Source organism: Planococcus sp. FY231025 (genome assembly GCF_052078085.1).
Lineage (GTDB): Bacteria > Bacillota > Bacilli > Bacillales_A > Planococcaceae > Planococcus.
This window is the reverse complement of sequence record NZ_JBQJJG010000003.1, coordinates 176,952-202,886: the sequence shown is the minus strand read 5'-3', so window position 1 is coordinate 202,886 and position 25,935 is coordinate 176,952. Positions and strand designations below refer to the sequence as shown.

26 protein-coding genes and 1 other annotated feature are annotated in these 25,935 nt (G+C 52.5%); all 26 genes read right to left on the bottom strand.

The genetic code is table 11. The features are described from left to right. Positions 1-52: 52 nt before the first annotated feature. Positions 53-391 carry a hypothetical protein gene (locus ACTL32_RS03290; RefSeq protein WP_441340128.1) on the bottom strand — a complete coding sequence of 113 codons (339 nt, stop codon included), beginning with the start codon at positions 389-391 and terminating at the stop codon, positions 53-55. A 162-nt stretch (positions 392-553) separates the two neighbouring features. Beyond that, the gene (locus ACTL32_RS03285; RefSeq protein WP_441340127.1) at positions 554-964 is read right to left on the bottom strand and encodes a VOC family protein; all 411 of its coding nucleotides are present in this window, start codon (positions 962-964) and stop codon (positions 554-556) included. Between the two features lie 118 nt (positions 965-1,082). Next, a complete protein-coding gene (locus tag ACTL32_RS03280) occupies positions 1,083-2,414 on the bottom strand; it encodes a D-serine ammonia-lyase (protein WP_441340126.1) in 1,332 nt (443 codons plus the stop codon). Between the two features lie 56 nt (positions 2,415-2,470). Continuing rightward, positions 2,471-3,148, bottom strand: a complete 678-nt coding sequence (locus ACTL32_RS03275; RefSeq protein WP_441340125.1) for a DUF1129 family protein — start codon at positions 3,146-3,148, stop codon at positions 2,471-2,473. Further along, entirely contained in the window at positions 3,123-3,476 is a 354-nt protein-coding gene (locus ACTL32_RS03270) for a PadR family transcriptional regulator (protein ID WP_441340124.1), read from the bottom strand. Before ACTL32_RS03270 ends, ACTL32_RS03275 begins: the two co-directional genes overlap by 26 nt. Positions 3,477-3,704: 228 nt before the next feature. Next, a complete protein-coding gene (gene pyrE / locus ACTL32_RS03265; RefSeq protein WP_204892551.1) occupies positions 3,705-4,334 on the bottom strand; it encodes an orotate phosphoribosyltransferase in 630 nt (209 codons plus the stop codon). Next, entirely contained in the window at positions 4,335-5,021 is a 687-nt protein-coding gene (pyrF, locus tag ACTL32_RS03260) for an orotidine-5'-phosphate decarboxylase (RefSeq protein ID WP_441340123.1), read from the bottom strand. Further along, the gene (locus tag ACTL32_RS03255) at positions 5,018-5,932 is read right to left on the bottom strand and encodes a dihydroorotate dehydrogenase (RefSeq protein ID WP_441340122.1); all 915 of its coding nucleotides are present in this window, start codon (positions 5,930-5,932) and stop codon (positions 5,018-5,020) included. Before ACTL32_RS03255 ends, pyrF begins: the two co-directional genes overlap by 4 nt. Continuing rightward, positions 5,929-6,696, bottom strand: a complete 768-nt coding sequence (locus ACTL32_RS03250) for a dihydroorotate dehydrogenase electron transfer subunit (protein WP_441340121.1) — start codon at positions 6,694-6,696, stop codon at positions 5,929-5,931. Before ACTL32_RS03250 ends, ACTL32_RS03255 begins: the two co-directional genes overlap by 4 nt. Then, positions 6,693-9,881: a carbamoyl-phosphate synthase large subunit gene (carB, locus tag ACTL32_RS03245; RefSeq protein ID WP_441340120.1), complete on the bottom strand. Its 3,189-nt coding sequence runs from the start codon at positions 9,879-9,881 to the stop codon at positions 6,693-6,695. The genes ACTL32_RS03250 and carB overlap by 4 nt, the downstream gene beginning before the upstream one ends. Then, positions 9,874-10,968, bottom strand: coding sequence for a carbamoyl phosphate synthase small subunit (locus ACTL32_RS03240; protein WP_441340119.1), 1,095 nt, complete (start codon positions 10,966-10,968; stop codon positions 9,874-9,876). Before ACTL32_RS03240 ends, carB begins: the two co-directional genes overlap by 8 nt. Then, positions 10,965-12,245: a dihydroorotase gene (locus tag ACTL32_RS03235; RefSeq protein WP_441340118.1), complete on the bottom strand. Its 1,281-nt coding sequence runs from the start codon at positions 12,243-12,245 to the stop codon at positions 10,965-10,967. Before ACTL32_RS03235 ends, ACTL32_RS03240 begins: the two co-directional genes overlap by 4 nt. A 2-nt stretch (positions 12,246-12,247) precedes the next feature. Beyond that, positions 12,248-13,117 (bottom strand): aspartate carbamoyltransferase catalytic subunit, encoded by an 870-nt coding sequence (locus ACTL32_RS03230; protein WP_441340117.1) that lies wholly within the window; start codon positions 13,115-13,117, stop codon positions 12,248-12,250. 136 nt (positions 13,118-13,253) lie between these two features. Further along, positions 13,254-14,540, bottom strand: coding sequence for a solute carrier family 23 protein (locus ACTL32_RS03225; protein WP_441340116.1), 1,287 nt, complete (start codon positions 14,538-14,540; stop codon positions 13,254-13,256). Between the two features lie 18 nt (positions 14,541-14,558). Further along, on the bottom strand, positions 14,559-15,098 hold the full coding sequence (pyrR, locus tag ACTL32_RS03220) for a bifunctional pyr operon transcriptional regulator/uracil phosphoribosyltransferase PyrR (RefSeq protein ID WP_441340115.1): 540 nt from the start codon (positions 15,096-15,098) through the stop codon (positions 14,559-14,561). Between the two features lie 193 nt (positions 15,099-15,291). Next, positions 15,292-16,203 (bottom strand): RluA family pseudouridine synthase, encoded by a 912-nt coding sequence (locus ACTL32_RS03215; protein WP_441340135.1) that lies wholly within the window; start codon positions 16,201-16,203, stop codon positions 15,292-15,294. A 5-nt stretch (positions 16,204-16,208) separates the two neighbouring features. Next, complete coding sequence (gene lspA / locus ACTL32_RS03210) at positions 16,209-16,685, bottom strand: signal peptidase II (RefSeq protein ID WP_204892561.1); 477 nt, start codon at positions 16,683-16,685, stop codon at positions 16,209-16,211. Positions 16,686-16,847: 162 nt separating this feature from the next. Next, the gene (gene ileS, locus ACTL32_RS03205) at positions 16,848-19,610 is read right to left on the bottom strand and encodes an isoleucine--tRNA ligase (protein ID WP_441340114.1); all 2,763 of its coding nucleotides are present in this window, start codon (positions 19,608-19,610) and stop codon (positions 16,848-16,850) included. 43 nt (positions 19,611-19,653) lie between these two features. Further along, positions 19,654-19,863, bottom strand: a binding site (T-box leader). Between the two features lie 82 nt (positions 19,864-19,945). Continuing rightward, positions 19,946-20,461 (bottom strand): DivIVA domain-containing protein, encoded by a 516-nt coding sequence (locus ACTL32_RS03200; RefSeq protein WP_441340113.1) that lies wholly within the window; start codon positions 20,459-20,461, stop codon positions 19,946-19,948. A gap of 96 nt (positions 20,462-20,557) precedes the next feature. Continuing rightward, on the bottom strand, positions 20,558-21,343 hold the full coding sequence (locus ACTL32_RS03195; RefSeq protein ID WP_441340112.1) for an RNA-binding protein: 786 nt from the start codon (positions 21,341-21,343) through the stop codon (positions 20,558-20,560). Between the two features lie 66 nt (positions 21,344-21,409). Then, entirely contained in the window at positions 21,410-21,673 is a 264-nt protein-coding gene (locus tag ACTL32_RS03190; protein ID WP_204892565.1) for a YggT family protein, read from the bottom strand. A gap of 20 nt (positions 21,674-21,693) precedes the next feature. Next, positions 21,694-22,182: a cell division protein SepF gene (locus tag ACTL32_RS03185; RefSeq protein ID WP_441340111.1), complete on the bottom strand. Its 489-nt coding sequence runs from the start codon at positions 22,180-22,182 to the stop codon at positions 21,694-21,696. A gap of 2 nt (positions 22,183-22,184) precedes the next feature. Further along, on the bottom strand, positions 22,185-22,850 hold the full coding sequence (locus ACTL32_RS03180) for a YggS family pyridoxal phosphate-dependent enzyme (RefSeq protein ID WP_441340110.1): 666 nt from the start codon (positions 22,848-22,850) through the stop codon (positions 22,185-22,187). Positions 22,851-22,959: 109 nt separating this feature from the next. Continuing rightward, the gene (gene ftsZ / locus ACTL32_RS03175; RefSeq protein WP_204892568.1) at positions 22,960-24,138 is read right to left on the bottom strand and encodes a cell division protein FtsZ; all 1,179 of its coding nucleotides are present in this window, start codon (positions 24,136-24,138) and stop codon (positions 22,960-22,962) included. Positions 24,139-24,194: 56 nt separating this feature from the next. After that, positions 24,195-25,469, bottom strand: a complete 1,275-nt coding sequence (gene ftsA / locus ACTL32_RS03170; protein WP_204892569.1) for a cell division protein FtsA — start codon at positions 25,467-25,469, stop codon at positions 24,195-24,197. Between the two features lie 99 nt (positions 25,470-25,568). Next, the gene (locus ACTL32_RS03165; protein ID WP_204892570.1) at positions 25,569-25,934 is read right to left on the bottom strand and encodes a small basic family protein; all 366 of its coding nucleotides are present in this window, start codon (positions 25,932-25,934) and stop codon (positions 25,569-25,571) included. Between the last annotated feature and the right edge of the window lies 1 nt (position 25,935).

Below are 25,935 nucleotides of genomic sequence, written 5' to 3'. Positions count from 1 at the left end.
AAGCCGAGCCCACGGAAAGCGAAGTGGCCAGCCCGGTCGGGCTTATGCATCTCTATTCATTTAAATTAGACTTTGTCCACAATCTGCAAGCATCTTGCAAAAGATGCTTGTTTTTTTGAAACCTCTCCGAAAGCGTTCCGTATAGAGGTGTAAGGATAGCAAAGTTCAGGCGCAGGCTGATCAAATGAAAACGGCGCAGGAAATCATTTTGTAGTAAAAAGCCGGTTAAGGGGGAATGAAAAATGCCGAAATACGTTTTGTTATGCGGAGGGCTCGGCATCATTTCTGTTTCTTTTTTCGGCTTGTACAGCGCTTTTGCGCCGCGGACTGGCCCTTTGGGCAACGGGCCAGACCTCGGCTGGATTTGGTTCAATTTTTCCATTTTTTTCATTACTGGCTTGTCGTTTCTTGTTCAGGCGATGATCCTATTTTGGCAGCAAAAGAAGCAAGTGTAGATACTTCCGCACCGGTTTAAAAAAGAGCCCGAGTGAACTGCACCAAAAATGTTAGATAGACTCTAACAGTGGCGGTACAGTTCACAAAGGCTCTTTTTTTATTCTGCATTCCCTTCGTCCATATAGATGACTTCCCAAAGGTGTCCGTCCGGATCCTGGAAACTCCAGCCGTACATAAACTCATTGTCCATCTTGTCGTTTGATGCCGAACCGCCGGCTTCGAGCGCTTTTTGGACCAGCTCGTCCACGCTTTCCCGGCTGTCTGCCGAAATCGCAATGATCACTTCGGTGCTGGCTGCCGGATCGGCCAATGGTTTTTTGGTGAAGGTTTCGAAAAATGGTTCAGTCAGCAGCATCACGTAAATATTTTCGCCGACGATCATGCATGTGGCTTTTTCATCTGTCATCTGAGCGTCGAAAGCGAACCCGAGATGCGTGAAAAAGTCTATGGAGCGCTGTAAGTCCTTGACCGCAACGTTGACAAAAATCATTTTTGCCTGCAAGGCCATCCTATCCCCTCCTTTCCCCGAGATTTATTGCGTTCTGTATTCGGTGAGGAGGGGACAATATCCTGCTTGCAAATCAATTATTAAGTCTGGCAGTTTCCCAAGTCCATGCAAAGCTCTATCAACGCAGCAAATCCTTCCCCTTCCGGTAGAAGCGTTCGCGGTCCGCCTGAGGGACGAGCGAGCCGCCCGTCGCCCAGGCCAGATGGACAGCTTTTGACATGTCGAGGCCCTTCTTCTCGGGATAGCCGGATTTCAAAACGGCTACGGGACCGGGAAAACCGGCTGTCGCTGACGGTTCGACAAACAGATCCTCGCTGTCTGCCAAGAAGGCCAGCCCTTTGAACAATTCATCGTCTTCCAATGTGTAGACACCGCTGACCAACCGCTCGCTGATCCCGGAAGCGAAGGAAGACGGCCGGCCGACTGCAAGGCCGTCAGCTTCTGTCCGGTTGTCGATGCCGAAATCCTGCACGCTGACTTTTTCCTTTTCGCCGGTCATCAAGCCGATCAGTACGGCAGGCGAATGGGTCGGCTCTGCAAAGAAGCAATGCACGGCATCTCCGAACATCTGCTTCAGGCCGAAGGCAATGCCCCCTGGGGCCCCACCGACGCCGCAAGGCAAATACACGAAGAGCGGATGGTCTGCATCCACCTGGATGCCTTCGCGCTCCAATTGCGCTTTCAGCCGGAAAGCTGCCACGCTGTACCCGAGGAATAAATGCTTGGACTTTTCATCGTCGACGAAATAGGCATTCGGATTTTGCTTTGTTTCCTCACGCCCCCGGGTGATCGCTTCCCCGAAGTCGCCTTGGCATTCCAAAACGTGCGCCCCATTGGCACGCAGAAGATCCTTTTTCCACTGCTTTGCGTCGGAAGACATATAGACGGTCGTCTGAAAGCCTAAAACCGCACCGACGATGCCGATGCTCAGGCCCAAGTTCCCGGTTGAGCCGACGCCCATGGAATAATTGCTGAAAAATTGCCGGAATGCATCGCTTGCAAACAATTCATAGTTGTCACTTTTTTGGATCAGCCCCGCCGCCAGCGCCATCTCTTCAGCATGCTGGAGCACTTCATAAATACCGCCGCGCGCCTTTACCGACCCTGCAATCGGCAGGTCGTTATCGCATTTCAGGTAAAGGCTGCCGGAAATCGGCATGCCCATCTTCTCTTCCAGTGCCGCCTGCATATGCGGAATCGGCTTGAGCGGCGATTCGATGATGCCTTCGGCTTCCGCCGTTTCCGGAAACGCCTTCGCGATGAACGGCGCGAACCGCTGCCATAGCGCTTCTGCCTCTTCCATGTCCGCCAGGGAAACCGGCAGTTCCGGCAGTTCCGCCATCCTTTGGAGCTTCGGATTCTGCCAGAAAACCGGCTTTAGCGATACAATATCCTGAAGCAACGGGTATTGCTTGATCCAATTATCGATTTGCTGCTGGGTGAATGCCATGAAATCCTTCCTTTCCAATGACGCTTGCACTTTGACTCCATGATACACGATATCGATTATTTTTTGGCTGAAATGCTGAATATTTTAGCAGCGGCGAGAAACGCCAGACCGCAAGCTGCATAGACCCGCCAATCAATCTGTACGACAGGGCCGAAATCCGGAATCAGCCAAGCGGAAGAGACGATGATCGCGAACACTGCCGCTCCGATGAATCCTGTTTTCAGATAGCCCGCGCGCAGCTTCTTTTTGGGCTGGAACAGTGTGGAGCGGATGATTTTGAACAAGAGGACGACCACGGCAAAACCGACCAGCACGACCGTCCCGAATGTAATCAGCAGCCCGCTGAGCGAGGCTGTGTTGTCCACTGGCGTGAACAAAGACAAAAGAAAGTCGATCACCCCATAGCTTAACGAGAACCATCCCGCCAAGCCGAGCACTTGCGTAAAGATGAACGCCGCCACATTGCGCTTCTTTTCGCGCGGCAGATTCTCTAGCACTTCATCCGCCCATTCCTGCGGCCGGTTTCCGAAAACTTCCGCCGCTGTCTTGCCGTGTTCCTGTGCCTCGAGCAGATGATCCAGTACATCCATCAGGATCTCTTCGCTCGCCTGTTCATCCACCCGGAGGTCGGTACGCAAATACAGAAGAAAATCTTCGTACACTGCCAAGTTCTCCTCGTTCAAATCCTCACGTTTCAGGTTGTTCTGTTCAATCAAATCCGTTGCCATTCTCATCCTTTCCACCCCTTTGCAATAATTCACTGACCGGCGCAGCAATCTGCTTCCATTCCTTCGCAATCCCTTCGAGCTCTTCTTTTCCTTCGGCTGTCAAAAAATAATATTTGCGGTTCGGCCCGGATGCCGACGGCTTCATTTCACTGCGGATAAAGCCGTTTTTCTGCAGGCGCAGCAAGACCGGATAAATGGTGCCGTCGCTGATATCCGGCAGCCCGATGTTCTGCAGCTTTTCGGATAGCTCATAGCCATAGACAGGTTCTGCTTCAACAACCGCCATCACACAAGCATCCAGAACTCCTTTCAACAACTGGCTTCTGCTCGCCATATTCCCACTCCTCTTCAGTACTCGGTAAAACAAGATAGTTGTTTTTAAAAATAACTACCTTGCGTTGCCAAGTAGTTAAGTAGATAATATACCGCTTTGAAAAATAAGTCAATCCTTCTAGAGGAAATTTACAATTTTTTCATTTACTTTCCTTATCGGCTCCTATACTTTCCTTTCCCCCTCCTTTACTTTCCTTCCCTTCTAAAATAAAAAAAGCCGACCCGTAGGTCAGCTCTTCAACGTACCGGCTTTCAGGCTGTCGTGCCAGTCAGCAAGCATCGGCAGATCTTCTTCCTGGATCGCTTTCATTTCCATCGCTTCTTCGACAAGCGCCGGGAAATCCGTCAATGTGTGGAACGTGAACCCTGCACCCGTGATTGCGTCGATCGACTGCGGCAAGTCATAAGTGAAAATCGCGACGATGCCCAAGACGTCAAAGCCTGCCGCTTTCAGGCCTTCTGCCGCCTGCAGGACCGAGCCGCCTTTGGAGATCAAATCCTCAACGACCACCACTTTTTTGCCGGGCTCGACCTTGCCTTCGATCATATTGCCCTGGCCGTGCTCTTTTGGTTTTGAACGCACATAGACCATCGGCAGTTCCAGCCTGTCGCTGACCCACGCGGCATGTGGAATGCCCGCTGTCGCCGTACCGGCCACCACTTCACAATCCGGGTAGAACTCCGTAATTAATCCCGCCAATCCTTTGGCGATTTCCTTTCGCACCTCCGGATAGGACATGGTCAGGCGGTTGTCGCAGTAAATCGGCGACTTGATGCCCGATGCCCATGTGAAGGGTTCTTGTGGACGCAGTTCCACTGCGCCGATATTCAGTAATTGCCTTGCAATATGCTGTTTCATTTATTGGCCGCTCCATTCGTTTGTAATTTGGCGGTAGCTCGCTGCCGGATCGTCTGATGTGGTGATGGCCCGTCCGACCACGATATGCGTCGAGCCTTGTTGACGCGCTTTTGCCGGAGTGGCAATCCTTTTTTGGTCATCGGCATTGCCGTCGGCGAGCCGGATGCCGGGAGTGACTTTCAAAAAGTCCTTGCCGCAAGCCTGTTCGATGGCGCCAGCTTCCATGACCGAGCAGACGACGCCGTCGAGGCCGGCGCGCTTGGCCTGTTTGGCATAATGCAGGACTGATTCCTCGAGGCTTACATAAATGAGCTGGTCTTCGTGCATGCCGGCTTCATCGGTCGAGGTCAGCTGAGTCACAGCAATCAATTGCGTGCCGCTTCCTTCAAGCCCCCGCTTCGCCGCTTTCATCATGTCCATGCCGCCTGCCGCATGGACATTGGTCATATCCACGCCAAGCTTCGCCAAGCCGCGCATCGCCGACTCCACGGTGTTCGGGATATCGTGCAGTTTCAGGTCCAGGAAAATCTGGTGGCCCATCGCTTTGATGCTGCGCACAAGTTCCGGCCCTTCCTGATAGAAAAGCTCCATCCCCACTTTGACAAACAGGGGTTCATCGAACTTCGAGAGAAATTCCTCGACTTGTTGGCGCGTGGAAAAGTCTAAGGCAATAATGGGTTTATTCACAGGCGATGGCTCCTTCCGACCAGTTCTTCAACGGATTCAAATCCGAGGCTGTGCAGTTTTTCCGGCAATTGGCTGATGATTTCAGGGCACACGAACGGATTCACGAAGTTCGCTGTCCCCACCGCTACTGCATTGGCGCCGACCGATAAAAAGTCGATGACATCATCGATATCCGCGACGCCGCCCATTCCGATAATCGGCAAATCGGTGTGTTTGCGCACTTCATAGACCATACGGAGTGCCACCGGCTTCACGGCAGGCCCGGACAAGCCGCCGGTGATATTGGCGATGACCGGCCGCCCGGTTTTCGTATCGAGGCGCATGCCGAGCAGCGTGTTAATCATCGTGATGCCGTCCGCTCCGCCTTCTTCCACCGCATTGGCAATCTTCACGATATCGGTGACATTCGGGGAGAGTTTTACGTAAACCGGCACCGAGGAGACGTCTTTGACAGCGCGCGTCAATTCGCGTGCCACGTCCGGATCGGTGCCGAACGTGATGCCACCTTGCTTGACGTTCGGGCAGGAGATGTTGATCTCAAGTGCGTGGACGTTCGGTGAATCCGAAATCTGTTTCGCCACTTCTACATAATCCTCGGTTGTCGTTCCGGCGACGTTGGCGATGATCGGCACATCAAATTGTTCGAGCCAAGGCAGCTCTCCGTCCATCACCTTTTGGAGGCCCGGATTCTGGAGGCCGATGGCGTTCAGCATGCCGGCAGCCGTTTCTGCGACGCGCGGCGTCGGATTGCCGAGGCGCGTTTCCACAGTCGTCGCTTTGATCATGATTGCGCCGAGCTGGGACAGGTCATACAATTGCGCGTATTCCTTGCCGAAACCGAAACAGCCGGAAGCCGGCATGATCGGATTTTTCAGATCGAGCCCTGGAAGTTTTACGTTCAAATTCGTCATGAAATCACTACCCCCGCTGGAAAGACTGGCCCGTCCGAACAGACCTTGATGTAATCCGTTTCGCTTCTGGTTGTACGGCAGACACATGCGAAGCACGCGCCGATGCCGCAGCCCATTCGCTGTTCATAGGACAGGAATCCTCTTTTCTCCGGATACGCCCATTGGACCGCTTCAAGCATCGGCGTCGGGCCGCAGCTGTAGTAGGTGTCGAAGTCTTTCGGCAATTCATTCAGAATATGCGTCACAAAGCCTTGTGTGCCGTGGGAGCCATCTACTGTTGCAATATGCGTTTCGCCTAGCGCACGGAATTTGTCTTCATAGAAGACGGCCGCTTTGCTCTCAAAACCGAGGATATGGACCGTCTGGATCCCTTTGGCATTCAATTCTTTCGCCAGTTCATAAAGAGGGGGCACACCGATCCCACCGCCGATCAGATATGCTTTCCCTTCCGCTTCATCTACTGGAAACCCGTTGCCGAGCGGGCCAAGGACATCTACTGTGTCCCCTGCTTTTTTCTCGGCCAGCAAGGAAGTCCCTCTGCCTTCAGCGCGGTAGATCATCGTGAATTGCGATTTTTCGTAATCGATCGAAGCCACTGAAATCGGCCGGCGAAGCAGCGGTTCATAGCTGTCAGCGACCCGCACATGGACAAACTGCCCGGGAGCTTTCATTTCCCCGGCCAGTTCGCCTTGCACCGTCAATTCAAAAATATGGTGGGCGATCTCCTGTTGAGCTGCTACAATCATCCGTTCCTGTTTAATCACACGCCAGCCCCCATTTCTTCTGCAGAAAATGTCATCGATTCAATTACGCGAAGCATCGCTTCTGCTGTATCCAGCGATGTCAGGCACGGGACGCCATTTTCTACTGACTCGCGGCGGATGCGGAATCCGTCGCGTTCCGGCTGCTTGCCTTTGGTCAAAGTGTTGATGACCAGCTGCGCACGGCCGTTCTGGATGGCATCGACCAAGGTCGCGCCTTGTTCGCCGATCTTGCCGATTTCCTTGACGCGGATGCCCGCTTCTTCCAATGCTTTCGCCGTTCCTTCGGTCGCCATGATCTGATAGCCGATCGCTTTGAAGCGTTTGGCCAGGCCGATCGCTTCTTCTTTGTCTTTATCCGAGACTGTCATCAGCACCGTGCCATGGTCTTTGATCTCCATGCCGGCTGCGACCAGCCCTTTGAACAATGCCTTTTCAAGCGTTGCGTCCTTGCCCATCACTTCGCCTGTCGATTTCATTTCCGGTCCGAGCGTAATGTCGACGCGGCGCAGCTTCGCAAATGAAAACACCGGCACTTTCACATAGACGCCTTTGGCAAGCGGGGCAAGCCCTGGCGTATAGCCTTGCTGGACAATCGTCTGCCCGAGAATGGCTTTCATCGCGATGTTCGCCATCGGGATGGCGGTGATTTTGCTCATGAACGGCACCGTCCGGCTTGAGCGCGGGTTGACTTCGATGACGAACACTTCGCCTTTCGAGATGACGTACTGGATATTCAAGAGGCCGACAATGTTCAAGCCTTTTGCCAGGCGGGTTGTATAATCCACGAGCGTATCGAGAAGCTCCTGTGAAATGTTCTGCGTCGGATAAACTGCAATCGAGTCGCCTGAATGGACCCCGGCGCGTTCGATATGTTCCATGATTCCCGGAATCAGGACGTTTTCGCCGTCCGAAATGGCGTCCACTTCGATTTCAATTCCCGTCAAATAGCGGTCGACCAAGACCGGATGCTCCGGGCTCGCTTCCACTGCATGTTCCATATAATGGCGCAGGTCCTCTTCGTTGTAGACGATCTCCATGGCGCGGCCGCCGAGAACATACGATGGGCGGACAAGGACCGGATAGCCGATATCGCCTGCAATGACTGCTGCTTCCTGAGCCGATACGGCGGTTTTGCCAAGCGGCTGCGGGATGCCGATTTCATGCAGCGCCGCTTCGAATTTATTGCGGTTTTCCGCACGGTCCAGATCCTCGAGCGATGTGCCAAGGATCTGTACGCCCTGCTGCTCCAATTTTTCTGCAAGGTTGATCGCTGTCTGGCCGCCGAACTGGACCACGACGCCTTTTGGCTGCTCGATTTCCACGATGTGCATGACATCTTCGACCGTCAGCGGTTCGAAGTACAGCTTGTCGGAGATCGAGAAGTCCGTCGAAACCGTTTCCGGGTTGTTGTTGATGATGATCGCCTCGTAGCCTGCTTCTTTGATCGCCCAGACCGAGTGGACGGTTGCGTAATCGAATTCAACGCCCTGGCCGATGCGAATCGGGCCGGAACCCAGCACGATGATGCTTTCTTTCTCAGTGCGCACCGACTCGTTTTCGTCTTCGTAAGTTCCGTAGAAATATGGCGTTTCTGATTCGAATTCCGCAGCACACGTGTCGACCATTTTATAGACCGGCATCAATTTCTGTTCCTTGCGCCAGCGGTAGACCACTTCGGGAGTGGACTCCCACAGCATGGCGATAGTCTTGTCCGCAAAGCCCATGCGCTTCGCTCCTTTCGCTGTATCGTAATCGAAAGGATGATCCTTCAACACTTCCTCGTAGCGGACAATGTTCTGGAATTTCATCAGGAAGAAAAGATCGATCTGGCTCCAATCGTGGATCGTCTCGATGCTCACGCCGCGGCGCAATGCTTCGCCGATAAAGAACAGACGCTCGTCGCCCGCACGGCGGATGCGTTTCTCGATCCATTCGTCGCTCATCGTGTCACCGTTTTTCAGCGCCAGATGGAATTGGCCGGTCTCAAGGGAACGCACTGCCTTCATGATCGCTTCTTCAAAATTGCGGCCCATGGCCATCACTTCGCCGGTCGCTTTCATCTGGGTGCCTAGGTTGCGTTTTGCCGATTCAAATTTATCGAACGGCCAGCGCGGAATCTTTGCCACTACATAATCGAGCGCCGGTTCGAACGCCGCATAAGTGCGGCCCGTGACCGGGTTCATCATTTCATCGAGCGTCAACCCGACGGCAATCTTGGCTGCAAGCTTCGCTATCGGGTAGCCAGTCGCTTTCGAAGCGAGTGCAGATGAGCGGCTGACCCGCGGATTCACTTCGATGATGTAGTAATTGAAGCTGTCCGGGTCGAGCGCCAGCTGCACGTTGCAGCCGCCTTCGATTTTCAATGCGCGGATAATCTTCAGCGAAACGTTGCGGAGCATCTGGTATTCGCGGTCGGAAAGCGTCTGGCTTGGCGCCACGACAATCGAGTCGCCGGTATGGATGCCGACCGGATCGATGTTTTCCATATTACAGACAACGATGGCCGTGTCATTGGCATCACGCATCACTTCATATTCGACTTCTTTGAATCCGGCAATCGATTTTTCAAGCAGGCATTGCGTCACCGGGCTGTATTTCAAGCCGCTTGTGACGATTTCCTGCAATTCTTCGGGGTTGTGGCAGATCCCTCCGCCGGTGCCGCCGAGTGTAAACGCCGGGCGGACGATGACCGGAAAGCCGACGCGTTCAACAAATGTCTTGGCTTCCGCCAGGTTATGGATGATGTCGGAATCCGGGACCGGTTCGCCAAGTTCGTTCATCAGCGTACGGAACAGGTCGCGGTCTTCCGCTTTATGGATGGCTTCGAGCTTTGTGCCGAGAATTTCAATTCCCAGTTCATCAAGGATGCCGGATTCGTCTAGTTCGATCGCCATGTTCAATCCTGTCTGTCCGCCGAGCGTCGGAAGCAGGGCGTCCGGACGTTCTTTACGCAGGATGCGGCTGACAAAATCGAGCGTGATCGGCTCGATATAGACTTTATCCGCGATTTCCGTGTCGGTCATGATCGTGGCCGGGTTGGAGTTGATCAGGATGACCCGGTACCCTTCTTCTTTGAGCGCCAGGCAGGCTTGTGTTCCGGCATAGTCGAACTCTGCCGCTTGTCCGATGACGATCGGACCTGAACCGATTACGAGGATACTTTGGATGTCTTGTCTTTTAGGCATATTGCTGCTCCTTTCGGTTTGCGCTCATCATTTCGATGAAACGGTCAAACAGGTAGTTCGAGTCTTCCGGACCCGGTGAGGATTCCGGGTGGTATTGGACGGTGAAGGCCGGGAAGTCCAGATGGGCCAGCCCTTCATTCGTGCCATCGTTCAACGCACGGTGAGTCACTTTCAGTCGTGTGCCCTGCAGGGTCTCTTCGTCCACTGCGTAACCGTGGTTCTGGGAAGTGATCTCCACTTTGCCCGTGGTCAAATCCATCACGGGGTGGTTGCCGCCGCGGTGGCCGAATTTCAATTTGAACGTATCCGCGCCGCAAGCACGCGCAAACAATTGATGGCCCAGGCAGATTCCGAAAATCGGTACTTGGCCGAGCAGTTCGCCGACGACCGCTACACATTCCTCGACGTCTTTCGGGTCTCCCGGTCCGTTCGACAGCATGACGCCGTCTGGCCCCCATGCCATGATCTCTTTTGAAGTCGTATTATAAGGGACAACGATCACATCGCAATCCCGATTGTTCAATTCGCGCAGAATGCCGTGCTTCATGCCGTAGTCGATCAGCACGACCCGCTTGCCGCGGCCCGGGCTCGGGTAAGGGCGGGCAGTCGAGACTTGCGCCACCTGGTCCCGCGGCATCACCGTCTCCTTCAATTTCCCGGTCACTTCATCCACATCCACGTCTTCACCCGCCGCCGTCAAAACGCCTTTGATTGATCCTTTCGAACGGATCAGGCGGGTCAGTTTGCGGGTGTCGATGCCTTCGATCCCCGGGATGCCTTTGATGCGGAACAAGTCATCGAGCGTCGAGTTGCTGCGGAAATTCGATGGGAAGTTTGCCGCTTCGCGGACGACCATGCCTTTGACAGCCGGCTCGATCGATTCAAAATCATCGCTGTTGATGCCGTAGTTGCCGATCAAGGGATACGTCATCGTGACAATCTGTCCGCAATAGGAAGGATCCGAAAGGATTTCCTGATAGCCTGTCATACTGGTATTGAATACCACTTCCCCGACCGAGGCCGCCTCGCTGCCGAAAGCCGTCCCTTCGAATACCGTACCGTCTTCTAAGATCAAATATCGTTTCATCCTTGCATCTCCTCCTGCCAAGCGATTTGTCCTTCGAATATTGTCATGACCGGCCAGCCTTTGCACTGCCAGCCGCCGAATGGCGTGTTCTTGCCTTTTGATAGGAATGCGTCTGCATCAATCGGCTGCTCTTTTTCCAGATCCAGCAGCACCAAGTCGGCACTTTGTCCGGCTTCAATTTTCCCGTACGGCAAGCCGAATGTTTCACACGGCTTTTTCGTCATCCAGTCGATCAGCTGCTGGAGTGTCCATTTGCCCGTTTCCACATAATGCGTGTACAGCAGCGGGAACGCCGTCTCCAGGCCGACAATGCCAAACGGCGCTCTTTCCATGCCGTTCGCTTTTTCTTCCAGCGTGTGCGGCGCGTGGTCTGTGACGATAAAGTCGATTGTGCCGTCCAGCAATCCTTCGTGCAGCGCCTCCACATCTTCCTTGGCTCGCAGCGGCGGATTCATCTTCCAGTTGGCATCGTCTCCCGGAATGTCGTCTTCGCTCAGAAGCAAGTGGTGCGGGCAGACTTCAGTCGTCACATGCACGCCTGCGCGTTTCGCATCACGGATGATGCGGACCGATTCCTTCGTTGACACGTGGCAAACGTGGTAATGGGCACCGGCTGCCTCGGCAAGAAGGATGTCCCGTGCGATATGGACCGATTCCGCAGCCGATGGGATGCCCTTCAGCCCCAATTCCTTGCTGCGCTTACCGTCATGCATGACGCCATCATAAATCAGGCTGTTGTCTTCGCAATGCGCCACCACCGTCATGCCGATTTTTGCTGCATCCTGCATAGTCTCAAACATCATGCCCGCCTGCTGGATGCCGACGCCGTCATCAGTGAAAGCGAACGCTCCGTTCTCCTTTAATTCCTCTAGATTCGTGCGTTCCTTTCCGGCTTCCCGGATCGTGATGGACGCATACGGCAAAACTCGGATAAGCGCATTTTTTTCGATCAAAGCGTTGACATGCTGCAAATTCTCTTTCGTGTCCGGAACCGGCCGCGTATTCGGCATCGCGCAAATTGTCGTGTAGCCGCCTTTCGCTGCTGATTTCGTGCCGCTTTCAATCGTTTCTTTTTGCTCGCCACCCGGCTCACGCAAATGCACGTGAACGTCTACAAACCCCGGTGCGATCATCCGGCCCTTGCCGTCAATTTCCGTTTCTCCCTGTGCAGCCAATCTGCTACCGATTTCAGCGATCTTGCCGTCTTTTACACGGATATTCGTTTGAACCATTTCGCCCTCTTTTAGCATGTGTACGTTTTTGATGAATAAACCCATTCTCAATCTCTCCCTTTCATTGCATACTCGAGTACTGCCATCCGGACGAACACGCCGTTCGCCATCTGCTTGAAGATCCGTGAACGCTTGCACTCCACCAGCTCATCCGCTATTTCCACACCCCGGTTGATCGGGGCCGGGTGCATGATGATCGCCGAGCGTTTCATTTTCCGTTCGCGCTCCACTGTCAGCCCGTATGTTTCATGGTAATTCTCCTTCGAGAACAAGGCCGCAACTGCATGGCGCTCGTGCTGCACCCGGAGCATCATGACGACATCCGTCTTTTCGATAAATTCATCGAGCTGTTCCGATGTTTCGTATTCCCCGCTCCACTCCTTCGGGCAGACGAACGACACTTCCGCGCCCATCTTCTCGAGCGCGGCCGCATTCGATTTGGCCACCCGGCTATGGGCGATGTCGCCGACTATCGTGACATGGATCCCGTCGAACCGGCCGAACTCCTGGTGGATTGTGTAGAGGTCAAGAAGCGATTGGGTCGGATGCTGTCCCGAGCCGTCGCCGCCGTTGATGATGGCCGCTTTGCAGCCTTCGAGCCCTTTGTAGTATTCCTCTTCTTCATGGCGGATGATGACGCCGTCTACGCCGATCGCCTCCAAAGTGCGAACTGTGTCATACAGCGTTTCGCCTTTCAACGTGCTGGAGAAGGCCGTTTCAAAAGGAAGGACCGTCAAGCCCATCTTATGCTCCGCCATTTCAAAGCTCATTTTCGTCCGGGTGCTCGGTTCGAAGAACAAATTGACGAACACGCCGCTCAGCCGCTGTTTCGCGCCACGTTCAAACTCCCCTGCCCGCTGCAATAATTCCATGATGGTTCCATTGTCCAACCCTTTGATGCTCAATACATCCGGCAAAGCCGCCACATCCTTTCGATTTTCATAAAAAAACACCTTCCCGGAAGCAGGAAGGTGTGAGGAAATAAGGGCAGTCTCCGCCCTCGTTCCAAATCCCTTTCCATGCCTCTCTGGACATTCATTAAAAGGTGGCTATTCAATTGTCTCCAAAATCAACTTCTTGTTTGATGCGCCCCGGCAGTACTAGGTTCAGCAGTACGCCGATGATGGCGGCAAGCGCCATGCCTTCGATCGAGAAGGACTCGCTGAATTCAATTTTCGCTCCGCCGATCCCGATGACCAGGATGACGGATGAAATGACCAGGTTGCGCTTGTCGCCGAAATCGACGTGGTTGTCGACCAGCATGCGCAAGCCGGATGATGCGATGATGCCGAACAGCAGGATGGAAATGCCGCCGAGCACCGCTGTCGGGATCGTTTCGATGACCGCCATCAGCTTCCCGAAGAACGAGAACGCGATGGCAAAGACCGCAGCGCCGATGATGACGTAGATGCTATAGACACGTGTGATGGCAAGGACGCCGATATTTTCTCCGTAAGTCGTCTTCGGCGGTCCGCCGACCAGCGAAGATATCAGGGTTCCAAGGCCGTCTCCAAGAATCGAACGGTTAAGGCCCGGGTCCTTTATGTAGTTGCGGTTGACGATTTTCCCCAGCACCAGTTGATGCCCAATATGTTCTGAGATGGTGACGATGGCAATCGGGACCATGATGAACAGCAGCGTCGGCGTGACCGTGAAACTGTAATCGATGCCGGGAATCAGGAAGTCCGGCACCTGGAACCAAGTTGCTTGCTGGACCGGCGCAAAATCGATGATGCCGATTGCCGCCGAGTAGATGTAGCCGGCCACAATGCCGATCAGGATCGGCATGAGGCTAATGATGTTTTTAAAGTAGATGTTGCAGACGATCGCTGTCACGAGCGTCACAAGCGCCGCTGAGAAATGCAGCAGGCTGTATTGGCTAACCCCGTCGACAGTCGTGTTCATGGCCATGCCCACCGCTGTTCCCGAGAGCGCCAAACCGATGACGATAATGACCGGGCCGACCACAATCGGCGGCAGCAGCTCCATGAGCCACCGGTAGCCGGTCTTCCAGATGATCAACGCCACAATGGCGTAGACCAGGGACACGAACATCGCTCCGATCATTGCTGAGCCGATGCCGCCTGTTTCCGTCGCAATCGTGATCGGCACGATAAAGGCGAACGAGGAGCCGAGGTAAGCCGGCACTTTGAATTGGGTGATCAGGATGAAGATGATGGTCGCGATGCCGCTCGTCAAAAGCGCGATTGCCGGGCTCAAGCCGACCAGTTTCGGAACCAGGATTGTTGCGCCGAACATGGCGAACATGTGCTGCAGGCTCAATGAAATCCATTGGGCCGTTTTCGGTTTATCTTGTACATCCAATATTGCTTCACTCACGTTATTTTCTCCCCAATCCTATTCGTGTATGGCTACGCGGTCGCTGCCGTCACTTTCCTGCATTTCGACGACGATGCGTTCGCTGCTTGATGTCGGGATGTTCTTGCCGACGAAATCCGCCCGGATCGGCAGTTCCCGGTGGCCCCGGTCGATCAGCACTGCCAATTGGATCCCTGCAGGCCGGCCAAGGTCCATGACGGCGTCCATCGCCGCCCGCACCGTGCGCCCGGTGTAGAGCACATCGTCCACGAGCACCACTTTCTTGTTGGAGATGTTGTGTGAAATATCCACTTGCTGCACGAGCGGCTCCTGGTTCTTATTCTTGACACTGAGGTCATCCCGGTAAAGCGTGATGTCCAGTTCGCCGGTCATGATCGGCTTTCCTTCGATTTGTTCAATTCGTTCCGCCAGACGCTTCGCGATGAATGCGCCGCGCGTCTTGATGCCGACCAGCACGCAGTCGTCGATGCCTTTATTGCGCTCGATGATTTCGTGTGCGATGCGGGTGATGGCCCGGGCAATCGCTTTTTCATCCAAAATATCCGCTTTTTCTACCATGGTTCCACTCCTTTTTCCAAATAAAAAAACCTCTTGCCGGAGGGCAAGAGGTTATATGCGCAGAAAAAATGGGCACGGAAGACAGACCCTTCCGGCTTTAGCGTAAATACCTTCTCAGCCTCTCTGGACTGTTATTAAAGGTGTTGCTTATTCGATTGATTTGTTTCAAGTATAGAGAGGAATTTCCGCTTTGTCAATCCTTGTCGCGGAGAGATTCCAGAAGCTCTGAAAATTCCGCAGGCGGTTCAGCCGAAAACTCCATGTATTCCCCTGTTTTCGGATGGTTGAATCCGATCACTTCCGCGTGCAGCGCCTGGCCGCCGATATCCATTGTCTTTTTCGGTCCGTACTTCGGATCGCCGACAAGCGGATAGCCGATGTACTTCATATGGACGCGGATCTGGTGGGTCCGCCCGGTTTCCAAACGGCATTCGACCAATGTGAAATTGCCGAAGCGCTCAAGGACCCGGAAATGGGTGACAGCGTTCTTGCCTTTATCAATGACAGCCATTTTCTGGCGGTCTTTTGCGTCACGTGCGATTGGAGCGTCGATTGTCCCTTTGTCATGCGGAATATGGCCATGGACAAGCGCCACATATTTGCGCGTGACTGTTTTTTTCACGAGCTGGTCGACAAGCGAATGATGGGATGCATCATTTTTGGCAACCATCAATAGCCCGGAAGTGTCTTTATCGATCCGGTGGACGATTCCCGGGCGCACCACTCCGTTGATCCCTGACAGGTCTTTTACATGGTACATCAGCCCGTTGACGAGCGTGCCTCTCGAATGGCCGGGTGCCGGGTGCACAACCATGCCTCTCGGCTTGTTGACGACCAGGACATCGGCGTCTTCGTAGACGATTTCAAGGTTCAGGTCTTCCGGGACCACGTCAAGCTCTTCCAGTACAGGCGGCGTGACGATGATGATATCCTCGAGCCGCACTTTGTAATTCGGTTTGACCGTTTCGCCGTTCACTTTCACAGCGCCGTCCTTCACCCAGTTCGCAATCTGCGAACGCGACCAGTCTTCATCGATTGATGAGACCGCCTTATCGACACGGACGCCCGCCATTTCTTCAGTTATTTGTATTGTCAAATCTTCAATTTCCATTAAGACACCTTTTTCTTTTGTTGTTTTTCGTCATAAAAGACGAATATGATCATGATTACTACGCCGATCGTCAAAGCCGCATCCGCCACGTTGAAAATCGGGAAATCGTAATTGATGACCGGAATGAGAACATCCACGAAATCGACAACTTCGCCCCGCAGCATACGGTCGATAAAATTCCCAACTGCCCCTCCAAGAAGGACCATCAAGCCCAATTGCAGCAGCGGCTGCCCTTTGGCATGCTTGTGGAAATAATACAGAATGGCGATGATGACACCGACCGTGATAATGCCGAACAGCCACATCTGGCCTTCGAGCATCCCCCAGGCCGCGCCGCGGTTCCGGTGCGACAGCCATCCCAAGTAAGGTTCAAGAACGGGGATGCGCTCCCCCAGTTCCATATTTTTTATAACGAGCCATTTAGTCCATTGATCCAGAATGATGATCAAGGCCGCGATTCCATAATAAATAAACATGTGTTTCCCCCGTCAATTCAGCAGTCATTCTATTTTACCACAATCCGGTTTAAATGAATATGCGCCCTTCCCAACACAGGCGCAGGCAATTCTCCCGCGGCCCCTTCACCTGCAATAAAAAACCAGGAATACCGGCACTCCGGCATTCCTGGACAATTATCATTAGGCAAACTGTTTTTCGACGACGCTTGCACAGCGCGGGCACAGGGCCGGGTGCGAATCGTTCTGGCCGATCTCCTGGGAGATGGTCCAGCAGCGCTCGCATTTTTCGCCTTGCGCTTTTTCCACAACGACTGCAGCATCCGCCGTTTTCAGTGCGTGTTCCGGTGCTCCTTCGAGCGGACCGCCGAATTCATACTGGGAAACGATGAACAATTGGGCCACATTCTCATCGATCGATGACAACAGGCTGTTCAATTCTTCATTGCCGTAAACCGTCACTTTCGCCTCGAGCGATTTACCGATCGTCTTCGCTGCACGCGCTTCTTCAAGCGCTTTTAGCACATCGTCGCGGACATCCATAAAGCGGGTCCATTTCGCTTCCAAATCGGCAAATGCCGGATGGGTTGCCGCTTCCGGGAAGTCAGTCAACTGGACGCTTTCTTCCGTGACGAAATCCAGATAGCCCCACATCTCATCAGCTGTGTGCGGGATGATCGGCGCCGACAGCTTCAGGATTGCCATCAACGAATCGAACATCACGGTCTGCATCGCACGGCGATGCGGATGATCAGCCGCTTCGATATAAACGACATCTTTCGCAACGTCCAGATAGAACGAGCTCAAATCATTTGCACAATAGCCGTTCAATGCATGGTAGATGGACGAGAATTCATACGTTTCATAGCCTTTGCGCACTGCATCGATCATTTTCTGCAGTTTCATGGCCATGTACTGGTCCATCTCGCGCATGTCTTCAAACGCGACGCGATGTTCTTTTTCATTGAAATCAGCCAAGTTTCCATGAAGGAATTTCAGCGTGTTGCGGATTTTGCGGTAGACTTCCGACACTTGCTTGAAGTTGTCGTCGGAAACGCGCACATCTGCCGTGTAATCGACAGAAGCCACCCATAGGCGCAGGATATCGGCGCCCATCTGGTTCATCACTTTTGCCGGAACGATGACATTGCCGAGCGATTTGCTCATTTTGCGGCCGTTGCCGTCTAGTGTGAAGCCGTGGCTCAGGATACCTTTATAAGGCGCGATGCCGTTGATCGCAACACTCGTGGTCAACGATGAGTTGAACCAGCCGCGGTATTGGTCAGAGCCTTCAAGATACAAATCTGCCGGATAACGCAAGTCTTCGCGTTCCACCAAAACCCCTTGGTGGGATGAGCCGGAGTCAAACCAGACGTCCATGATGTCCGTCTCTTTTGTGAAGATGCCGTTCGGGCTGCTCGGGTGCGTAAAGCCTGGCGGCAGCAATTCATTGACTGACCGCTCGAACCAGACGTTCGATCCGTGTTCGCGGAACAGTTCAGAGATATGCGAAATCGTTTCTTCGGTGATGACCGGATCGCCGTTTTCCGCGTAGAATACCGGAATCGGTACGCCCCATACCCGCTGGCGGGAAATGTTCCAGTCGCCGCGGTCGCGCAGCATATTGAAGAGGCGGGTTTCGCCCCAAGCCGGTGTGAAGCTGGTCTCGTTGATCGCTTTCAAGATTTGGTCGCGGAATGCATCAATCGATACGAACCATTGTGCTGTCGCACGGTAGATGACCGGTTTTTTCGTGCGCCAGTCATGCGGATACGAGTGGGTGATGAACGCCAGATGTTCAAGCGCTCCGGCTTTTTCCAACGCTTCTGTGATCGATTTGTTCGCTTTATCGTAGAATTCGCCTTCGAATCCAGGCGCTTCCGCCGTCATGACGCCGCGCTCATCGACCGGGCAAAGGACATCGAGGCCGTATTTTTTGCCGACCAGGAAATCATCTTCCCCGTGGCCGGGCGCTGTATGGACACAGCCTGTCCCTGAATCGGTCGTCACGTGCTCACCGAGCATGACCAGTGAAGTGCGGTCATAAAGCGGATGCTGCGTCAGGATATGCTCAAGCGCCGCACCTTTCATTTCGCGGACCACTTCGTAATCCGTCCATTCCAGTTCTTTCGCCACTTCTTCCAGAAGCGCGCGTGCGATGACGAACAAAGAACCGTTGGCAGCCACTTCTACGTAATCCAGGTCTGCATGGACCGTGATTCCCAGGTTGGCCGGAATCGTCCACGGTGTGGTCGTCCAGATAATCAGTTTCGTGCCTTCAGCCAAAACGCCTTTGCCGTCAACAACCGGGAAGGAAACATAGATGGACGGCGATTTTTTGTCGTGGTACTCGATCTCCGCTTCCGCGAGCGATGATTCGCTTGACGGGGACCAGTAGACCGGCTTCAAGCCTTTGTAGATATAGCCTTTATTGGCCATCTTGCCGAACACTTCGATTTGGCGTGCTTCATAAGCCGGCTTCAGCGTGACGTATGGATTTTCCCAATCGCCCCGGACGCCGATGCGCTTGAATTGTGAGCGCTGGTTGTCGATCTGTTCATACGCATATTCTTCGCAGAGTTTGCGGAATTCGGCAAGCGTCAATTCTTTGCGGTTGACGCCTTTATTGGCAAGCGCCTGTTCGATCGGCAATCCGTGGGTGTCCCAGCCTGGAACATACGGCGCGTGGAAGCCCATCATCGAACGTGACCGGACGATCATGTCCTTCAATACTTTGTTGAGGGCATGGCCCATATGAAGGTCGCCGTTCGCATAAGGCGGCCCGTCATGGAGAATGAAGAACGGACGGCCGTTTGTGCGGTCCTGCACTTTTTTGTAGATGTCCATTTCATCCCATTTTTTCTGCATTTCCGGTTCGCGGTTCGGCAGGTTGCCCCGCATCGGGAAATCGGTTTTCGGCATCAATAACGTGTCTTTGTATTCCATTGAAATTCCTCCTAAAAGCATAATAAAAAGCCTCCCATCCCTGGAAAGGGACGAGAAGCTCTCGCGGTACCACCCTTGTTGCAGCTCATTGCTGCCACTCGAAAGCCGTAACGTGGCTGGACGGAACCGGCTAGCATCTGTTCACCGGTTCTGCTCGGGAGTGATGTTCGCCAAATCATTCTCATCAGGCTCCCACTGCCCCTGAATCGCTGGATCGAATTGAAATGGCTACTGTCTCCGTCAATGCGTTTCGTTTACTATGGAAGAGCGCCAAAGCGCTTCCGTTTTTGTTCGCTATCTGGTAATTATAAAAGTTGGAAAGGAAAGCGTCAAGTTCAGTAGACTTCTCTTTTCTCTTCCAGCTTCTCCAGGTTCGTCGTGTCGATATCATACTCCATCAGTGTTTCCCAATCATCCGTATCAATCAGGTCGAGCTGGGCTTCAACCAGCATTCTGAAACGGTTGCGGAATACTTTGGACTGCTTCTTCAGCTCTTCGATCTCCATGGCGATGCGGCGGGCTTTCGTCAACGATTCGTTGACGATCCGGTCAGCGTTTTTCTCAGCTTCGCGGACAATCAGCTTCGCTTCTTTCTGGGAATTGCGGCGGACCTCTTCTGCCGCTTCCTGTGCGACGACGATCGACTTCTGAAGCGTCGATTCGATTGTCGTGAAATGGCCGACGCGCTCATCTGTCGATTTCAAGCGGTCTTCCAATTCCTTTTTCTCACGCAGCAGCACTTCATAGTCTTTGATGATCTGATCCAAAAACTCGTTTACTTCGTCTTCCTGATATCCGCGGAAGCCGCGGCTGAATTCTTTGTTATGTATATCCAACGGGGATAATGGCATTCGGTGCACCTCTCCTTAATAAAAACTTCGTTTCTCTCCATTATACAGGTCATAGCAGCAAATATCAGTATTAATTTGCAATTTTAAAAAGGGGCGTCATTTGGCATTTTCCAGACGCCCGATCTGCAGGCGGATTTTGTCCTTTTTGGTCCGCCCTTCGATCATGCCGATCTTGATTCGCCCATACCCCTGGGAAGAGAGGATATCGGATTCATTCAATTCGAACGACGGCTGCTCCTGGACGGTCCAATTGACCTTCACTTTGCCGCCGTTGATCAATGCCGATGCTTTCTGGCGGGAAATATTGTATACCGATGAGATGACCGTATCGAGCCGGAGCGAACTGACGGTATGGCTTTCATCAGTCCATTCCTCTGATGTCCCGATAAGGTCCTCGGGATCCGTGACTTCTTCAAGATGGACCTTCACTTTCGCAGCCGTAGTGAAGTTGGCCTGCAAATAGCTCTTCACTTCATCCGCCACAGCGATCTGGATGCGCTGGCCGTCTATGCGGATATCCCCGTACTTGCTGCGGTCCAATCCGATGGACATCATGGAGCCCAGTATATCCGGATGCTTCAAGGTGACGAATTTCACCGGATAACTTAATTCGAAAACAGTGATTCCGAAATCTTCGGGCTGCAGTTCATAATAATCCGGATACAAGAGCATCCGCTTGCGTTCAGCGTCTTCGAACAAGCCGGACTCCGCCATTTTCACATCCCCGGCACCTACCACCGATTGGACGATGAACCGCTGGCGCGGGTCGAGAAAATCCGTCAATTTCGGCGTATACCGGTCCTCGACGTCGATCAGCCACCCGGACACCTGTTCAATAAATCCTTGTTCCTCTTTGCGGAAATGCTGGAATAATGCTTCCATGGCAAATGCCCCTTTCTTTGGAATCCATGCGTTTCAAGAAAAAAACCTCACAAGGCGTGAGGTATTTTAATAGAAATAATTGAAGAGAACGATGATCCCGTTGCTCGCCAGGTTCAAAGCGAAAATCGCAACAATTGGCGAAAAATCGATCATGCCAAGCGGCGGAATGATGCGTCTGAAAATATCCAGGTACGGGTCAGTGACTTTGGCAAGCATCTGGCCGATGCGCGATTCCCTCGCATTCGGCAGCCAGCTCATTAAAATACTGGCAATCAGCAGATACGAGTAAATCTGGATAGCGTTCAATACTAAGCTTAATATAGCAACCATTTATTTTTCATGCTCCTCTTTTACTGTTGATCTTCGTAATAATAATCGGAAATGGCGCCATCCACTTCAACAGTGTCCGGTACGCACAGGAAAATATCCGTTCCGATGCGCTGGATGTCCCCGCCGAGCGCATACACTGTTCCGCTAAGGAAATCAATGATCCGCAGCCCCTGGTCTTTCTCGATGCGCTGTAAGTTGACAACTACTGCGCGTTTGTTCTTCAGATTCTCAGCGATGTCCTGCGCTTCCGCGTAGACTCTCGGTTCGGCCAGAATGACCTTCGATGATTTCACAGCGCTTTGAAGGCTCACTAGATTCGACACAGTTGGTTCCACTGGTTTCTGGCTCCGTTCTTTCGTTGTATTCCGTGCGCTGGCATGGAGCGTTTCCGGCTTTTCATAGCGCGGAGACGGCGCTGGCCGCTGCGGCTGCTGGACCGGTGTCCGCGGCTCGTCTTCTTCATATTCTTCCAGGTAAAAGAAATTCTTGAACTTGTTTTTTATGCTCATCACTATGCCTCACTTTCCGACCCTACTAATGCGGTTCCTATTCGAACAAAAGTTGCGCCTTCTTGCGCAGCGACAAGGTAATCGTTGGACATTCCCATCGAGCACTCCGTGCATGGTGCATGATCCAATCCTTGGCGGGCCACATCAAGTTGGAGCGTTTTCAATCCTTTGAACACATTGCGAATCACAGTTTCATCCGGAGTATTCGGCGCCATCGTCATAAGCCCCACTACATGGATCTTATCGAAAGCAGCGAGTGATTTGATGAAATCCACTGTTTCTTCAGGAAGAATGCCGCTTTTGGTTTCTTCCCGGGACACGTTGACCTGTACAAAACATTTGACCGGACGTTCTGCCCGCTTCTGGATTTCCTTTGCCAAGCTCATGCGGTCCAGTGAATGCAGGAAATCAATCTCGTTGATGACCTCTTTCACTTTGCGCGTCTGCAGGTTGCCGATGAAATGCCACGCAACATCCGCTTTGATTGCTTCACGTTTGCGGAGCAGCCCATCCGGACGGTTTTCACCGAGATGCCGGATTCCGGCGGCAACCGCTTCTTCGGTGCGTTCTATGCTGACTTGTTTGGTGACAGCGATTATGTTGATGCCTGTATGGATCGTATTCAATTCTTGCTGGATGTTTTCAAAAACAGGTTTAATGGCTTTCATTCAGTCACAACTTTTCTATGGATGTTCAGTTTATTGTACCAAGTATAGGCGTAATTATCAATTGAGCCCTATTATGAAAAAAACAGCTGCCCTAAGGCAGCTGTCTGGATTAGCGTCTCTTTTGTCTGTTGCGCAAGAACGTCGGAATATCCAATGCATCGTCCTGCTGTTTCTCCTGGCGGACAGGCTCCTGCTGGTACGAAGGCATCTGCTCTTCGCGGCGCTGTTCTTCACGGCGCGCTTCACGGAGTGAAGGTGGCGGAGACTGCTGCTGGATCGATTGCACACGGCTTGAGTTCAAGCCTGAACCTCTTGGCGTTCTTGGCTGCAATTGCTCTTCGTTGAAGCCGGTAGCAATAACCGTTACAACGATTTCATCTTTCAGATTGTCATTGATGACAGAACCGAAAATCATGTTTACATCTTCGTCAGAAGCTGAAGCCACGATGTCCGCTGCTTCTTGTACTTCATAAAGGCTAAGATTAGATCCGCCTGTGATGTTCATCAATACACCTTTCGCTCCGTCAACGGAAACTTCCAGCAACGGGCTTGAAACAGCTTTTTTCGCTGCTTCAGAAGCACGGTTTTCGCCTGAAGAAACCCCGATTCCCATCAAAGCAGACCCTTTGTTGGACATGATCGTTTTCACGTCGGCAAAGTCAAGGTTGATTAGACCCGGTACAGCGATCAAATCGGAAATACCTTGGACACCTTGGCGAAGAACATTATCCGCTTCGCGGAATGCTTCAAGCATCGGTGTGCTCTTATCGACGATTTCAAGCAAACGGTCGTTCGGGATGACGATCAATGTATCGACCGATTCCTTCATCGTGCTGATACCGCTTATTGCCTGAGTCGAGCGTTTGCGGCCTTCGAAAGTGAATGGGCGTGTTACGACCCCCACTGTCAAAGCGCCGAGCTCTTTAGCGATTCCAGCGATTACCGGTGCAGCACCGGTTCCTGTACCCCCGCCCATGCCGGCAGTTACGAAGACCATATCCGCTCCGCGAAGTGCTTCTTCGATTTGTTCTTTAGTTTCTTCAGCCGCTTTTTTGCCGACTTCCGGGTTGGCGCCTGCGCCAAGCCCACGCGTCAATTTGCCGCCGATCTGAAGGCGGACTTCAGCTTTCGAAAGGTTCAAAGCTTGTGCATCCGTGTTTACTGCGATGAATTCAACGCCTTGGACGCCGTGTTCGATCATACGGTTGACTGCGTTGTTTCCGCCGCCGCCTACACCGATAACTTTAATGACTGCCGTAGCATCAATTGATGTATCAAATTCCAACATTCCGTTTCCTCCTAGGATTGCTCCGCTTTAGTTTAAGCAAGATGCAATTAATCATTTTATTCAAAGAATCTGTCAAACATCTTCTTGGCTTTTGTTACGACTCCCTCAGAATTCTGTTTCGGCTGCTTTTTAGGCTGTTGCTCATGCTGCTCGATTTTCGGAGAGTCGGCCAGAGCATAGCTTGAACCAAGACGGCCATAGAACATATCTTCCATGTAAGCGTACTGGATCAACCCTACTGCAGTCGTGTACTGCGGTTCACGCACACCGATGAATTCCGGCACGAAGATGCGGACACGCGTCTGCAGGATGTGGCGCGCCAATTCCGGCAAGCCTTCAAGTTTCGCCATGCCGCCTGTCAAAACGACGCCTCCTGGAAGGTCCTGGACATTGAGGCGGTATAATTCATCCAAAATCAATTCGAAAAGTTCTTCCAGGCGAACCCCGATTATTTCAGATATGTATTTTTGGCTGTACTGCTCTTTCGTATCCGACCCGATGACCGGAACTTCGAACAATTCATCCTCTGACGCATCGTCATAGAAAGCATGCCCGTACTCAAGCTTGATTTTTTCAGCTTGTTCAGTCGGCGTCTTCAAGACGATCGACAGATCTTTCGTGACATGGTCTCCGCCGACGGGAATCACGGATGAAGCGGTCAAGTGGCCGTTTTGGAACACTGCGATCGAAGTTGATCCGCCGCCGATGTCGATGCACGCCGTGCCGTGGTTCTTTTCATCTTCTGTCAATGCATAATATCCGGCAACCAGCGGCTGCATATAGATTTCACGGATAGACAAGCCAGCACGTTCCACGCATCGTAGTACATTGTGGAGAATCGTTTTTGACGTCGTCACCATTGTACCATCCATTTCGAGGCGAATCCCAATCATCCCCCGCGGATCTTTGATTTCATCCAGGTGGTCGACGATATATTGTTCAGGAATGATGTTGACGATTTCGCGTTCCGGCGGAATCGACATCACTTGGGCCGCTTCCAATACGCGGTCAAGATCGTCATCTGTAATTTCCCGGTTTTCGCTGTTGACGGCCACGACGCCTTTGACCGGCTGGAGCATCGCTTTGTTCGCTGGGATTCCCAGGACAACTTCGTGGATCTGTTTGCCGATCATGCGCTCTGCTTGGTCAACCGCTTTTTTTATGGTTTGAACTGTAGCATCTATATCAACAATCGCACCTTTTTTAATTCCGCTTGATTTCACATTTCCGACACCGATTACATGCAATGATTTGTTAGCCATTTCTCCGATTAATACTTTAACGGATGACGAACCGATGTCTAGGCTTACGTATAATTCTGATTGACTCAATTCGTGGCACCTCCTTAGTAAACTTCTATCTTACATTCTATTGTAAATTGTGCACCTTGTCTAAGTAAAACAGTGCATCTTAGCAAATTTTCCTTCAATTCACCCATGTGACTCCCCGACTTCTTTTTTCTCAGCCCATTTTGTCAGGAGAATACGGCGGATCACCGCGATATTCTGGAACAGCCGGACTCCGAAAGCGAATATTGCGGCGAGGTACAGGTCGACCCCGATGTGTACACCAAGAAAAGCGAGGCCGGCGGCAAGTGCAATATTAAAGAAAAATCCGGATACGAACACCTTATCATCATACACCTGTTGTAAATGGGCCCTTATCCCCCCGAATAAAGTATCAAGAGCGGCCAGGACGGCAATCGACAAATAGTCCGCATATTCAGGAGGAATTTGGATATCCGTCAGCAATCCAAGAGAAATGCCGAGCGCCAATCCCAATATTGATAACCACATT

Bases quoted from the DNA above. Each gene is read 5' to 3' on its own strand.
- ACTL32_RS03290 (WP_441340128.1), bottom strand. From the start codon at position 391: ATGAAAAAAATGGAAAAATTGAACCAAATCCAGCCGAGGTCTGGCCCG.
- ACTL32_RS03285 (WP_441340127.1), bottom strand. From the start codon at position 964: ATGGCCTTGCAGGCAAAAATGATTTTTGTCAACGTTGCGGTCAAGGAC.
- ACTL32_RS03280 (WP_441340126.1), bottom strand. From the start codon at position 2,414: ATGGCATTCACCCAGCAGCAAATCGATAATTGGATCAAGCAATACCCG.
- ACTL32_RS03275 (WP_441340125.1), bottom strand. From the start codon at position 3,148: ATGAGAATGGCAACGGATTTGATTGAACAGAACAACCTGAAACGTGAG.
- ACTL32_RS03270 (WP_441340124.1), bottom strand. From the start codon at position 3,476: ATGGCGAGCAGAAGCCAGTTGTTGAAAGGAGTTCTGGATGCTTGTGTG.
- pyrE (WP_204892551.1), bottom strand. From the start codon at position 4,334: ATGAAACAGCATATTGCAAGGCAATTACTGAATATCGGCGCAGTGGAA.
- ACTL32_RS03255 (WP_441340122.1), bottom strand. From the start codon at position 5,932: ATGACGAATTTGAACGTAAAACTTCCAGGGCTCGATCTGAAAAATCCG.
- carB (WP_441340120.1), bottom strand. From the start codon at position 9,881: ATGCCTAAAAGACAAGACATCCAAAGTATCCTCGTAATCGGTTCAGGT.
- ACTL32_RS03240 (WP_441340119.1), bottom strand. From the start codon at position 10,968: ATGAAACGATATTTGATCTTAGAAGACGGTACGGTATTCGAAGGGACG.
- ACTL32_RS03235 (WP_441340118.1), bottom strand. From the start codon at position 12,245: ATGGGTTTATTCATCAAAAACGTACACATGCTAAAAGAGGGCGAAATG.
- pyrR (WP_441340115.1), bottom strand. From the start codon at position 15,098: ATGGTAGAAAAAGCGGATATTTTGGATGAAAAAGCGATTGCCCGGGCC.
- lspA (WP_204892561.1), bottom strand. From the start codon at position 16,685: ATGTTTATTTATTATGGAATCGCGGCCTTGATCATCATTCTGGATCAA.
- ileS (WP_441340114.1), bottom strand. From the start codon at position 19,610: ATGGAATACAAAGACACGTTATTGATGCCGAAAACCGATTTCCCGATG.
- ACTL32_RS03200 (WP_441340113.1), bottom strand. From the start codon at position 20,461: ATGCCATTATCCCCGTTGGATATACATAACAAAGAATTCAGCCGCGGC.
- ACTL32_RS03195 (WP_441340112.1), bottom strand. From the start codon at position 21,343: ATGGAAGCATTATTCCAGCATTTCCGCAAAGAGGAACAAGGATTTATT.
- ACTL32_RS03190 (WP_204892565.1), bottom strand. From the start codon at position 21,673: ATGGTTGCTATATTAAGCTTAGTATTGAACGCTATCCAGATTTACTCG.
- ACTL32_RS03185 (WP_441340111.1), bottom strand. From the start codon at position 22,182: ATGAGCATAAAAAACAAGTTCAAGAATTTCTTTTACCTGGAAGAATAT.
- ACTL32_RS03180 (WP_441340110.1), bottom strand. From the start codon at position 22,850: ATGAAAGCCATTAAACCTGTTTTTGAAAACATCCAGCAAGAATTGAAT.
- ftsZ (WP_204892568.1), bottom strand. From the start codon at position 24,138: ATGTTGGAATTTGATACATCAATTGATGCTACGGCAGTCATTAAAGTT.
- ACTL32_RS03165 (WP_204892570.1), bottom strand. From the start codon at position 25,934: ATGTGGTTATCAATATTGGGATTGGCGCTCGGCATTTCTCTTGGATTG.